We start from the raw sequence: 11,361 nt of genomic DNA, 5'->3' as shown, positions 1-11,361 counted from the left end.
AGGACGTTTCAGGGGAGCAGGTCACTCGGCGAGAACCTAGGCCGCCTTTGCACCGGCATTATTTCCTAACTCTACCGTCAGGAATTCCGATTGTAACTTCAATATATTAGGCTGACATGACGAAGCCATACTCCGCTCTCTATTGCACACAAACTGGTCCATCTATGCTGCATCAGTGTCCGAGCGTGCCTCGCTACTGAGTTGTTGGACAAGAAGGTGGCCTGGTTCGCGCCGCCTGACGGCAAACCCGGTCGCCCTGCCGGTGTCCGCCTTCATCGCCATCGCCATCTTGACGATCACCATTGGCGCGCTGCTACTGAGCCCGTACGGTGAGGGTTTGGTTCGCCCGCCCCCAGGCGCTTCGTGCTGGCCTCGGGCGCGGTAGGGAGGCGTTGCCTCTGGTGGCGCTGTCACTGGCACAGGCAGGTAGCGCGGGCTTCGCGATGCAGGGCTGCCTCCGTGCTCTTTGTCGCCACCGCCGCGGGTACCGTGGCCTTTGCCGGGCGGCTGGAGCGCATGGTCCTGCCGCCGGTGCTGCGACTGACCATGAACAGGGCGGCGCAATTTCCGATCCGTTTGGCGCTCTTCCCGAGGTCCCTCTTCGCCTTACTCGGTGCCAGCCTCGGCCTCGACCCTGTGCTCAGGGCCTACGTCGCGGGGATGGTGATGCACGCGCTGCTGCCCAATGACCAGCACGAGGAGCTGATGCAGCAGCTTTCGACGGGATACTACGCATTTTCGTGCCGGTCTTCTTAGTCGTCTCGGGCATGGAGCTCGACGTCGCGGCACTGGCCGAAGCGCNTACGCATTTTCGTGCCGGTCTTCTTAGTCGTCTCGGGCATGGAGCTCGACGTCGCGGCACTGGCCGAAGCGCCCAGTGGCCGCGGGCTCCGTCGTACCCCGACACGGCACCCAAAGCAGCGATCGGCAGCTGATGGCCGCCATCAATGCCCGCCGCGCGCGCTCTCGACCAGCGACTGGGGCAGTGCGCGCAGGACCGCCCATCCGGCGAGAGCGCCCACGAAGACCGGTACGGCGAGGGCGCCGCCCAGCACGAAGAGCAGCATGAGACCCGCCACCACGGGCCGCGTCACCCCCACCGCTGAGGCGGCGGCCATGCCCGCCGCCACTCCCGTCACGGGGTCGAGCCCAGGAAACAGCGCCAGAGTCGCTGCGCCCGTAGCCCCGCCGGCGAAGCACATCGGAAAGACCACGCCGCCCTGCCAATGAGCGCCGGTGCAGAGCGCGCAGGCCAGCGCCTTGCCAAGCGCCAGCAGGACCAGAAGCTCCGGCCCGTGCACCGCCCCGAGGCGCAGCATCTCGCGCATCTCCTCATGGCCCGAGAAGAGCAGGATCGGCGCCGCCGTGCAGAGGAGTCCCAGCGCGAGGCCCCCCGCGACCGGCTGCCAAAAACGCGCCCGCGAACCGAAATCCAGCGCCCGCGCCCAAGCGGTCTTCGCCAGAAGGTAGCCCGCGCCGGCGAGCGCCCCCGAAAGTCCCGCGACGAGGGCCACGACCGCGTCCCATTGTCCGGTATCGGCCGTCAGCCGCGGGAGGCGCATCGTCTCGAGCGCGCCGGGCAGCAGCGTCTCCGCAACCAGCACGAAGGCCGCGAACCCTGCCGCCCCTGCGGCCAGCACCAGCGGTCTTGGAAGGCGCGCTTCGCTTTCCGCATGCACGGATCCGCCCGCGGGCGAGGCGTAGAAGCCCGAGAGTGCGCCGGCCATGCCGGCCTCGGCCAGCAGCCGACGGTCGGTGGCGCTGCGGCGTAGCCTGAGCGCGACGATGGACGACAGCTGTGCCGTGACCGCGATGATCCCCGCTTCGGGTCCGATGGCGCCACCGAAGCCCACGGCGAAGACAGCTCCCAACGCGACCCAGCCGGTCTCGCGCGGGTACACTGACGCCGGATCGCGGGCGCGAGTGATCTGCGCCTCGAGATCGGGCCCTGCCGCCATCAGCCGCGTCCAGCCGATCAGCGCGCCCCCCGCCAGGCAGAGCGGCAGGATCGCCCAGCGGCTCTCGCCCGCTGTGGACCAGATCCCGTGCTGCAGCGTCAACATTGCCCAATAGGTCAGCGCCGCCACCGCCCCCGACGCTGCGCCCAGCACCAGTGCCGCGCCCAACAGAACCGCGTCGATGGGCAACTCCGGCCCGGCCTCGACCGGAGCTTCTGCAGTCTGCTTGCTCATCGCGCCACCCCCTCGCCCGTACCTGCCGCGACGATACCGCATCGTCCCGGCCGATCCATCCCCGGGCTGACCCGGCGTTGTAGCACGGCACAGAGTCCGGCCAGCCGACCGGCACGCTCCCCGGAACGGCGCAGGGCCAGCAGGAAGAGAAGGATCGCAAGTGCGGTAACGCCGTAGCGGAGCGCCGTGCGCGCCCATGCCGATCCGGCGAGCGTGGCGAGAACTTCGTCGATCATCGCAGGCCCCAGACGCTGGTCGTCGAGGAGCGCGTCAATCATGACCCTGTTTGAAGACAGAAGAGCTCTCGGCAAAGCTATGTCATCTCGGCCTGCGGATTGCGCCGCAAGACCGAGATGTTGAGCGCGAGGACGAATGTTCCCCAGGCGAGGTAAGGCACCATCATAAGCGCGGCGAGACCGTCATGGGCGAGAAACGCAAGCGTGGTCGTGAGAACTGCCGCCCAAAGCACCGCGATGATCACCGCCCCGGTCCGGACGCGATGGAGCCCGAAAAACGCGGCCGACCAGAGCGTGCTGATCGCGATCTGCAACGACCACAGGCCGAGGGCGAAGGCGCTGTCGGGTTGCGCCGCTACGCGCGACGCCGCGAGCGACATCAGCACGTAAAGCACGGCCCAGATCACCGGGAACAGGCGATCCGCGGGCGTCCAAGCGGGTTTGTCGAGGTCGCGGTACCATGCCCCCGGCTTGAACAGCAGCCCGCTGTGGCGAGCACCGCGCAGATGGCCAGATACAGTGGAAAAAGCGTCATGGCATATCCGCCGTTTAGATTTCCGGTTGCCGGTGCCCCTTACGGATAAGCAGGCGAAGGCCCGGAATGGGATCCCTGACAACCGGAGCATGCAAACCTACCAAGGGGCCACCTATCACAGCTCGACCCATGTATGTCCCGGCTCAACCAGTCGCGAGGAAACGGAAATCTGCTGGCCGACGGCCTAAGGCCTAGTTCAGGGCGAGGGCTCGATCTGGATGGCCCATCACAAGCGGAAAATCCCAAGCTCACCGCTCTGACCTTGTTCAGGGAAGCTACTTAGGTGGCCGCGCCCTGACAGTTCGTCGCACCACCTGTCCAGTCGGCAAGACACCTCTAGCTGGCGGGTTGCGTACACGAACGTATGCACAAAGGAGCGAACCATGGAAAATCTGTCGGTGGGGCAATACGACCTCATTTACAACGCGTTTTCGTTTGCGTTCGCGACGCTGGCGGCGGCCACCATCTTCTTTTGGCTTGGCCGGTCCCAGGTCGCGCCGCAATACAGAACGGCGATGACGATCACGGGTCTGGTGACCTTCATCGCAGCATATCACTACTTTCGGATCTTCGAGAGCTGGGAGGCCGCGTTCAACGTGGCCGATGGCACCATCACGACGACCGGCTACGCGTTCAACCAGGCCTACCGTTACGTCGATTGGTTGCTGACCGTGCCGCTGCTGCTGGTCGAACTGATCCTCGTCATGGGGCTCAGCCGGTCCGAGACCGTGTCGCGCGCGACGCGGCTGGGCCTGCTGGCCGCACTGATGATCGCGCTCGGCTACCCGGGCGAGGTTGCGACGACGGCCGGCGCGCGGTGGTTCTGGGGCATCGCGTCGATGATACCGTTCCTGTGGATCGTCTACGAACTGTTCGTGGGGCTGTCCAAGTCGATCGAAAGCCAGCCCGAGGATGCGCGCGGGCTCGTCAGCATGGCGCGCTACGTGGTGATCGGCAGCTGGGCGTTCTATCCGGTCGTCTACTTCGCCGGGGCCGTCGGGCTTGAAGGCGCCTCCGCCACGACCGTGATCGAGGTGGGTTACACCATCGCCGATATCGTGGCCAAGGCCGTGTTCGGCGTGCTGATCTTCATGATCGCGCAGCGCAAGAGCAAGGCCTACTTCGAGGGCATGAAGGCAGCGCCGCAGCCGGCCGAGTGACTGCTACGGCCGCCCGCTGGACTGCGGGCGGCCGCTTTACGCACCACAGCATGATTTCGGGGGTTCAGCATGTCACGCCACACCACGGCCGTCCCGGATGCGGTTGACCGGCGCATGATCGAACTTTGCGGCACAGGCCCTGTCACCGAAGCAGTGCGGTATCACCTCTCGACCGGCGGCAACCGCGTACGGGCGAGGCTTGGGCTGGACGCGGCACGGGCGCTGGGGCTTCCGGATGCGGTTGCTGACGCCTGCGCTTGCGGGCCGGAACTTTTGCACAACGCATCGCTGGTCCATGACGATCTGCAGGACCAGGATACCACGCGCCGCGGCCATCCCGCCGTCTGGCAGCGCTTTGGCCCAGCCGCGGCAATCAGCGTCGGCGACGTGATGATCTCCGCGGCCTTCGCCTCGGCCGCGCACCACCCTGACCCGGCGAAAGCGATCGCCCTGCTGCACGACGCGATCACGCGAACCGCCCGTGGGCAGGCGCGCGATTTGATGAAACCTCGACTGGATCTTGCGTCGTACCGCGGACTGGTGGCCGAAAAGACCGGGCCGCTGTTTGCCTTGCCCGTCCGCCTCGCGCTGGCGGCGGCAGACCTGGAGGGAGACACGGCCGCCGTCGAGATCGGCGATATGCTCGCCTTCGCATATCAGGTGCTGGACGACCTGAAGGACCGCGACGCCGACCTGGCCGCGGACCGCGTCAACATCTGTCGCGTGCCGGAGCCGGGCATGCGGTGCGTGTCGCAGGTGCATACGGTCGCCCGAAAGGCGCTGCACTCCGTGCGTGTGCACGCGCTGGACCTGCCGGGACAGGCTGGAACCTCTTTCTGCAACCTCGCTGACCGGTTGGACAGCGCAATGGCGGAGCATGCAAATGCCGCGTGACACGAGTCTGAACCCGCAGCCGCGCGCGATCGTCGCGGGCGCAGGCTTTGGCGGCATCGCCGCTGCCCTGCGCCTGCGCGCCCGCGGATACGACGTGCACCTGATCGACCGCTGCCCCCGCCTGGGCGGGCGCGGACAGGTGTTCGAACACGACGGTTTTCGCCACGATGCCGGTCCGACCGTGCTAACCGCACCGTTCCTGTTCGAAGAGCTGTTCACACTGTTCGGTCGGCGCATGGAAGATTACGTCGAACTGGTCGAACCCGATCCCTGGTACCGGTTCCATTTCCACGACGGCGAGACCTTCGACTACGGCCCGACCGAGGCCGCGACGGAGGCGGAGATCGCCCGCCTGTCGCCCCGTGATGTCGAGGGCTATCGCCGCATGGGTGCTTGGTCCAAGAAGATCTACGACATCGGTTTCAAACGGCTGTCGACGGCACCGTTCCATTCCTTCGGCTTCATGCTGCAGCAGATCCCGCACCTGCTGCGCCTGCGGTCCTATGAAAGCGTTTGGGGGATGGTCAGCCGCTTCATCAAGGACGACCGGCTGCGCCGGGCCTTCTCGATCCAGCCGCTTCTCGTTGGTGGAAACCCATTCGATACGACGGCCATCTACGGCATGATCAACCATCTCGAACGCGCGCACGGCATCTGGTTTCCCAAGGGTGGCACCGGCGCGCTGGTCGACGCGCTGGAGGCGCTGATGCGCGAGGAAGGCATCCGGATCTCGCTCGACACGACGATCGACAGGATCGCCGTCGAGGACGGGCTCACCACCGGCGTCGTGCTGGAAGACGGGTGGCACCTGCCCGCCGATGTTGTCGTGTCGAACATGGATCCGGTGCACGTCTACCGGCACATGCTGCCCGCCGAGCTTCCCTCCTCCACCGCAAAACTGCGGTCGCGTCACGGACGCCTGTCGATGGGGCTCTACGTCCTGTTCTTCGGTGCCAAACGGACCTGGCCTGGCGTCGCCCACCACACCGTCTGGTTCGGCGAACGCTACAAGGGCCTTTTGAGCGACATTTTCCACAAAAAAGTGCTGGCCGACGACTTTTCGCTCTACGTCCACCGCCCGACCGCGACCGACCCGAGCTTCGCGCCCGAGGGCTGTGACAGCTTCTACGTGCTCTGCCCCGTGCCGAACCTTGCCGGTGGGCAGGATTGGTCGGTCGAGGGTCCGAAACTGCGCGACCGGATCGTGAAGGCGCTGGACGAGACCATGCTGCCCGGCCTGTCCGAGGCGATCACTGCCGAATTCGCCATGACGCCCGAGGATTTCCGCAACGACTACCTGTCCGTGGACGGGGCGGGATTCTCGTTGTCGCCGTTCTTCTCGCAATCGGCATGGTTCCGGTTCCACAACCGGGCCGAGGGCGTGGACGGGCTCTATTTCGTGGGCGCGGGCACGCACCCCGGCGCGGGACTACCGGGCGTGGTGTCGTCGGCCAAGGTGCTGGATACTGTCGTGCCGGCCCCGGTCGGTGCCCCATGACGCCAGAGGAGATCATGCGCCATCACGCGCGCAGCTTCGCCCCTGCGGCGCGCCTGCTGGGACGCAGGGACCGCGCGCGGGTCGCCCGGCTTTACGCGCTGTGCCGCACCGTCGACGACCTGGCGGACACCATAGGCGGGCCCGAAGTTCGCGCGCGCCTTGTCCATCTGGAACAGGATCTGTCCTGGGCGCACGGCGATGACCCCTTCGCCCGGGAGGCGTATGATCTCTTCGCCGGCGACGCCACGGGACTCGCCGCCTTTGGCCAGCTCGTCGCGACGGTCGCCGACGACACCGGGCCCTGTGCAGTCGCCGACGACGCCGCGCTCGATCAGTATTGCATGGGCGTGGCGGGGACCGTCGGTATCATGGTCTGCGTCCTGTTCGGTGTGGACACGCGCTGGCATGCCGCGGCAAGCGACCTGGGCAAGGCGATGCAGCTGACCAATATCTGCCGCGACGTGCGCGCGGATGCCGAGGCGGGCCGCCGCTATCTGCCCGCAACGCTGTGCCCGCATCCGCCCGATGCGATCGCGGGCGGGGCCCCCGAGGTCGCGCGCGACGTGCAGGCGGCGGTGGCCACGCTGCTCCGGCGGGCGGACGCGCTTTACCGATCCGGCCGGTCGGGGATACCGGCCCTTCCGCCACGGCTTCGGTTGGCCGTCGCGGTGGCGTCGGAGCTATATGCCGGCATCGGGGACGAGTTGCGGGCGCGCGATTGCGACGCCCTGTCGGGGCGTGTCGTGGTGCCACGGCATCGCAAGGCGCGGCTCTTCGTGACGGCCGCGGCCGCGCAGCTTCGTATTGGTGTGATCCATCGGCAGGAGGCAAACCATGCCGCGACCTGACGTCGACATCGCTATCCTGGGCGGGGGCTGCGCAGGTCTCAGCGTCGCGGTGCGGCTTGCCGCGGCTGGGCGCAGCCTGCGCATCGTCGAGCCGCGCGCGGCCTATTCGGAGGATCGCGCCTGGAGTTTCTGGCGCACCGCGCCCGATCCGTTCGAAGACTGCGTGCGCACCTCGTGGACAGCCTGGGACGTGACCGGCCCCGGCGGGCATGTGCGCCGGTCGTCGCGAAACCTGTGGTATCAGACCGTAGGCGCCGGGGCCTTTTACGACCGCGCGCAGGCGCTGCTGGACGACGCGAGCGGGGCCGAGCTTTCGCTGGGAACCGCGGCGCAGGACGTCGCCAGGACCGCGCAGGGCTGGCAGATCGACACGGGGACCGGCGCCTTCACCGCCCGCCACGTCATCGACACGCGGCCGCCGGAACGAGTGCCCGGCTACGGGCAGTTCTTCCTTGGCCGCGAGATCCGGACCGAACGGCCGGTGTTCGACCCGGACGTCGTGCAGCTGATGCAGTTCCGGCCCGCCCGCAGCGCCGGTGTCGATTTCGTCTACATCCTGCCCTATGCGCGCGATCTCGCGCTGGTCGAGGTCACGTCCTTCGCCCCGAGATCGCCGGGCCGGGACGTCTTCGAGACCTGGCTTGCAGAGGAGATCGACACGCTGGAGGCCGGCCATCACGAAGTGCTGCGCGAAGAGCACGGCGCGCTGCCGATGCAGGTCGGCTTTCACGACCCGGCGCCTGACGGGTGCATCCGCATGGGGCTGGGCGGCGGCGCCGCGCGCCCGTCCACCGGCTACGCATTCGCGCGGATCCAGCGGCAGGCCGACCTCGTGGCGCGGGCGCTCGCCACGGACAGCGACGTACCTGGCACGCTCGACGGGCCCTTCAGCCGCTTCATGGACAGGGTGTTCCTTCAGGTTATCCAGACCATGCCGGATCGCGGACCGGCCCTGTTCGAAAGCCTGTTTCGCAACACGGCTTCCGACCGGCTCGAACACTTCCTGTCCGGATCGATCCATCCGGTGGATCGCCTGTCGGTCATGACATCGCTTCCGACGGTGCCATTCCTTCGTGCCGCCCTGCGCCCGGCATGATCGCGGCGCACTGGCAGACGACGCTGTTCGCGCTGGCGTCCGTGGGCATCATGGCCGTGCATGCCCTTTTCGACCCGTCGCTGCCGGCGCAGGTGCTGATGCTCGCGCCCCTGGTGGCCATCCTCGGCCTGCCGCACGGGGCGCTCGATCTGCCGATCGCCGAGGCGCTCTGGCCGCTCCGATCCCGGTCGCGACAGGCAATGTTCGCAGCGCTCTATCTCGGGCTCGCGGGTGGTGTGGTCGCGGTCTGGCTGCTTCTGCCCGGCTTCGCCTTGCTGGCGTTTCTCGCCTATTCGATGCTGCACTTTTCCGACGACTGGGCTGAAGATCCGCCGGCACTGCGATGGTCGGGGGGCCTTGCGACCGTGGGGGCGCCGGCGCTGCTGCACCACGCCCAGGTCGAGGCGATATTCTCAATGCTCGCGCAGTGGGGCGCCGCGCTGGCCGCCGATGCCGCGGCGCTGGCAGGCGGTGTCGCACTGGCGCTGCTGGCCGTCTCCATCCTGACGTCCCCTCGCGCACGCGGTCCGGCCGCGTTGGAACTGGCGGTGCTCTGGGCGACCGCGGCGGCGCTGCCGCCGCTGATGTATTTCGCGGTCTATTTCTGCGCCCTCCACTCCATCCGGCACTTCACGGCGACGATGAGTGCCGTCCCGAACGGGCGACGCGCGCTTGGCTCGGCGGTGGTGTTGTCCGTAATCGTCACGCTGGCCGCATTGCTGGCTCTGCGCCATGGCATGACCGGAACGTTGGCGGAAACGACCGAGCAGGGCATCCGCGTCATCTTCATCGGCCTGGCCGCATTGACCGTGCCGCACATGATCCTCGTGGATCGCTTCCGTCGCGCGGACACCAGGACCGAATGACCATGAGGCTTCTCCTGCGTGCAAGCCGGGGGGCAGCCCGATCACCAGCTAAGTCGTCTACCTGACGGGTTTTCGGCGGCTGGCTCTCCCTCGCGCCCCTCGGCATTCAGCCAAAGCCGTCCTTTGGCCGTTGTGAGGCCATGGCGTGCCTTCCTCAGCCGATCTTCGCGCCCCAGAAGGACGTGTGATCGGCAGCGAAGTAGCCGTCTGCGGCACGGAAGTTGCCTTGCAGCTCGACGGTATCACCGGCGGTGAGCGCCACCATGGTCTGCAGCCACCCGGAATACGGCCACAGCACTCTGCTTGTCCTCGTTCTTCACCGGAACGAAGCCAATGTCTGGCGCTGTGCCGCTTCGCCGATCGCCTCCGCATCCGCCGCGTCGTTCTTCTGCCGCCACAAGAACGGCTTCCCATAGGCCGGCGGGATCAGCCAGCCGGACCTCATGGCCCAGCTTCCCGATCTCCCGCCCTCAGAAAGACGTGCCCCCGCACGCCTCCATCGCCACCGCACAGCGCGGAAGTCCGGCCAGCATCTCAGGCACATGCCCCCGCCTCAGCTTGCGACGGAGCACAGCCCGGCCGGACGTGTCCGCCCCATGCAGCTGGAACACAGTCTACGCCAGATCGAGCCCGACATTGGTAATCTCCGACACCACCGTCCTCCTCGTGGCTCGTCGCTGATACACTTGGCGCAGCAGACGCCGTCCGGGGGGCGCTCACTCCACCAGAGCCCATCAAGCGGGCGAAACAGGGGAACAAAGGGCGATTGTGAAACCGCCCCCGGCGCGAATTCAGCGGCAGGTGCCGGTCATCCGATCATCGAGATCCGCAATCCAGCCGCCCCACGCGCCACCCGGCAGAGGCGCCTCGCGCGGCATCGACAGACGCGCCTCGCCATAGGCCGCGCACCCCGCGTCACCCCTGACCATCGTTGCGGCGCAGCCGCTCATCGGGATCGTCGCCGCGACCATCGCGCACCGCACCGCGCCCCTTTTCCAGCCGCCTGATCGTTTCCGCATCGTCCTCCGCCTTCTTCGCCCCATACCCGGAGCGCCGCAGCCGCAGCGCCGCCACCGCGAGCGCCACGAGCGCCGCGCCCAGCGCCGGCGCCCAGAGCTTCAGCCGGGCGATCACGTCGCCCAGCCCCGGCGCCGCGCCAGCGCATAGGCGCCCTCGGCGATCACCACGATCACCACGCCCGCCACCAGCAGCAGATCCGCATCCGCCGCCATTCAACCGGCGTTACCTTGAGAGCCGACTGGCCTACCGCATCCAGGAACTGGCCTATGGCGGGTTGAAGCCCGAGACGATCCGGCGGCTGGAGCGGCTCGGCGAGGAACTGGACGGCGGCGACCGCAAGAAGAGCCGCGTCCGCGCCGACGCCATGCCCGACGGCACAAGCCTGGCCGAAGCCGCCGAAGATGCCGCCCCAGCACCCAATGCACCCGCCAAGGGCCTTACCCTCTGGCAGGAATACCAGCGCGACCAGATCGCTCCCCATTTCGGGGCGGAGTTCAACACCGGCTCATGGAACGCCGGTATCGTGGTCCTCAAAGGCGTGCGGGCCATGATCTTGTTGGTGACGATGGACAAGGGCAGCATGTCCGTCGGCGGTCACTATGCCGACCAGTTCGCCAGCCCCACGCGTTTTGTCTGGCAAACCCAGACCAGCACCCGCCGCGACGACCTGCGCGGCCGGATCATCTCCGGCGCGGAAACCGGCTGGACGGTTCACCTGTTCCTACGGAAGTCGAAACTGCGCGACGGCCGCGCGGCTCCTTTCCGCTACGCGGGCCCGGTCAGGTTCGCCGGATGGGAGGGCGAAGCACCGATGACGGTGCAGTGGGACATGGCAGAGCCGGTTCCCAGGCACTTGAGGGCGCTTTATGGGGTGGAGCAGTGATCTCGTCCGTGAAGCTTGATCCAGCCGAAGCCGATCATGACGTTGAGGCATCGAGCGGTGGCGAAGCCCGCCGCGTCAATCGACAGCTTATTTGGATCTCAGTCTCAATCACCTAACGCGACCCGCTTCGAAG

General features: G+C 67.4%; 12 protein-coding genes and 2 pseudogenes. 8 read left to right on the top strand and 6 right to left on the bottom strand.

The window, feature by feature from the left end:
- The first annotated feature begins 459 nt into the window (after positions 1-459).
- Positions 460-756, top strand: a complete 297-nt coding sequence (locus tag AB6A65_RS02690; RefSeq protein WP_371036799.1) for a hypothetical protein — start codon at positions 460-462, stop codon at positions 754-756.
- A 188-nt stretch (positions 757-944) separates the two neighbouring features.
- Here the strand turns inward: AB6A65_RS02690 and AB6A65_RS02685 are convergent, their stop codons facing one another.
- The 3 genes from AB6A65_RS02685 to AB6A65_RS02675 all read right to left on the bottom strand — a co-directional run bounded on the left by AB6A65_RS02685 (position 945) and on the right by AB6A65_RS02675 (position 2,835).
- The gene (locus AB6A65_RS02685; RefSeq protein ID WP_371036798.1) at positions 945-2,192 is read right to left on the bottom strand and encodes a chloride channel protein; all 1,248 of its coding nucleotides are present in this window, start codon (positions 2,190-2,192) and stop codon (positions 945-947) included.
- Positions 2,189-2,428, bottom strand: a complete 240-nt coding sequence (locus AB6A65_RS02680; protein WP_371036797.1) for a hypothetical protein — start codon at positions 2,426-2,428, stop codon at positions 2,189-2,191. Before AB6A65_RS02680 ends, AB6A65_RS02685 begins: the two co-directional genes overlap by 4 nt.
- A gap of 77 nt (positions 2,429-2,505) precedes the next feature.
- Positions 2,506-2,835: a TspO/MBR family protein gene (locus AB6A65_RS02675; RefSeq protein ID WP_371036796.1), complete on the bottom strand. Its 330-nt coding sequence runs from the start codon at positions 2,833-2,835 to the stop codon at positions 2,506-2,508.
- A 511-nt stretch (positions 2,836-3,346) separates the two neighbouring features.
- Between AB6A65_RS02675 and AB6A65_RS02670 the strand changes: the two genes are divergently transcribed.
- The 6 genes from AB6A65_RS02670 to AB6A65_RS02645 all read left to right on the top strand — a co-directional run bounded on the left by AB6A65_RS02670 (position 3,347) and on the right by AB6A65_RS02645 (position 9,325).
- Positions 3,347-4,123, top strand: coding sequence for a bacteriorhodopsin-like (locus AB6A65_RS02670; RefSeq protein ID WP_371036795.1), 777 nt, complete (start codon positions 3,347-3,349; stop codon positions 4,121-4,123).
- A 69-nt stretch (positions 4,124-4,192) separates the two neighbouring features.
- Complete coding sequence (locus AB6A65_RS02665; RefSeq protein ID WP_371036794.1) at positions 4,193-5,017, top strand: polyprenyl synthetase family protein; 825 nt, start codon at positions 4,193-4,195, stop codon at positions 5,015-5,017.
- Complete coding sequence (gene crtI / locus AB6A65_RS02660; RefSeq protein ID WP_371036793.1) at positions 5,007-6,515, top strand: phytoene desaturase family protein; 1,509 nt, start codon at positions 5,007-5,009, stop codon at positions 6,513-6,515. Before AB6A65_RS02665 ends, crtI begins: the two co-directional genes overlap by 11 nt.
- A 14-nt stretch (positions 6,516-6,529) precedes the next feature.
- On the top strand, positions 6,530-7,363 hold the full coding sequence (locus AB6A65_RS02655; RefSeq protein WP_371036792.1) for a phytoene/squalene synthase family protein: 834 nt from the start codon (positions 6,530-6,532) through the stop codon (positions 7,361-7,363).
- On the top strand, positions 7,350-8,459 hold the full coding sequence (locus AB6A65_RS02650; protein ID WP_371036791.1) for a lycopene cyclase family protein: 1,110 nt from the start codon (positions 7,350-7,352) through the stop codon (positions 8,457-8,459). Before AB6A65_RS02655 ends, AB6A65_RS02650 begins: the two co-directional genes overlap by 14 nt.
- Entirely contained in the window at positions 8,456-9,325 is an 870-nt protein-coding gene (locus AB6A65_RS02645) for a Brp/Blh family beta-carotene 15,15'-dioxygenase (protein WP_371036790.1), read from the top strand. The genes AB6A65_RS02650 and AB6A65_RS02645 overlap by 4 nt, the downstream gene beginning before the upstream one ends.
- A gap of 154 nt (positions 9,326-9,479) precedes the next feature.
- On the opposite strand, the gene AB6A65_RS02640 is transcribed toward AB6A65_RS02645, so the two are convergent.
- The 3 genes and pseudogenes from AB6A65_RS02640 to AB6A65_RS02630 all read right to left on the bottom strand — a co-directional run bounded on the left by AB6A65_RS02640 (position 9,480) and on the right by AB6A65_RS02630 (position 10,459).
- Entirely contained in the window at positions 9,480-9,623 is a 144-nt protein-coding gene (locus AB6A65_RS02640) for a hypothetical protein (RefSeq protein WP_371036817.1), read from the bottom strand.
- Positions 9,601-9,936: pseudogene (locus AB6A65_RS02635) on the bottom strand (IS110 family transposase); the annotation flags it as partial. The pseudogene AB6A65_RS02635 and the gene AB6A65_RS02640, both read right to left, overlap by 23 nt.
- A gap of 304 nt (positions 9,937-10,240) precedes the next feature.
- Complete coding sequence (locus AB6A65_RS02630; protein ID WP_371036816.1) at positions 10,241-10,459, bottom strand: hypothetical protein; 219 nt, start codon at positions 10,457-10,459, stop codon at positions 10,241-10,243.
- 79 nt (positions 10,460-10,538) lie between these two features.
- Here AB6A65_RS02630 and AB6A65_RS02625 point away from each other — a divergent pair.
- Positions 10,539-11,228: pseudogene (locus AB6A65_RS02625) on the top strand (DUF3427 domain-containing protein); the annotation flags it as partial.
- Between the last annotated feature and the right edge of the window lie 133 nt (positions 11,229-11,361).

It is taken from the genome of Rhodosalinus sp. FB01 (assembly GCF_041365715.1).
In the GTDB taxonomy this organism is placed as follows: Bacteria; Pseudomonadota; Alphaproteobacteria; order Rhodobacterales; family Rhodobacteraceae; genus Rhodosalinus.
This window is presented reverse-complemented; position numbering and strand designations above follow the sequence as displayed.

Bases quoted from the DNA above. Each gene is read 5' to 3' on its own strand.
- AB6A65_RS02685 (WP_371036798.1), bottom strand. From the start codon at position 2,192: ATGAGCAAGCAGACTGCAGAAGCTCCGGTCGAGGCCGGGCCGGAGTTG.
- AB6A65_RS02680 (WP_371036797.1), bottom strand. From the start codon at position 2,428: ATGATCGACGAAGTTCTCGCCACGCTCGCCGGATCGGCATGGGCGCGC.
- AB6A65_RS02670 (WP_371036795.1), top strand. From the start codon at position 3,347: ATGGAAAATCTGTCGGTGGGGCAATACGACCTCATTTACAACGCGTTT.
- AB6A65_RS02665 (WP_371036794.1), top strand. From the start codon at position 4,193: ATGTCACGCCACACCACGGCCGTCCCGGATGCGGTTGACCGGCGCATG.
- crtI (WP_371036793.1), top strand. From the start codon at position 5,007: ATGCCGCGTGACACGAGTCTGAACCCGCAGCCGCGCGCGATCGTCGCG.
- AB6A65_RS02655 (WP_371036792.1), top strand. From the start codon at position 6,530: ATGCGCCATCACGCGCGCAGCTTCGCCCCTGCGGCGCGCCTGCTGGGA.
- AB6A65_RS02650 (WP_371036791.1), top strand. From the start codon at position 7,350: ATGCCGCGACCTGACGTCGACATCGCTATCCTGGGCGGGGGCTGCGCA.
- AB6A65_RS02645 (WP_371036790.1), top strand. From the start codon at position 8,456: ATGATCGCGGCGCACTGGCAGACGACGCTGTTCGCGCTGGCGTCCGTG.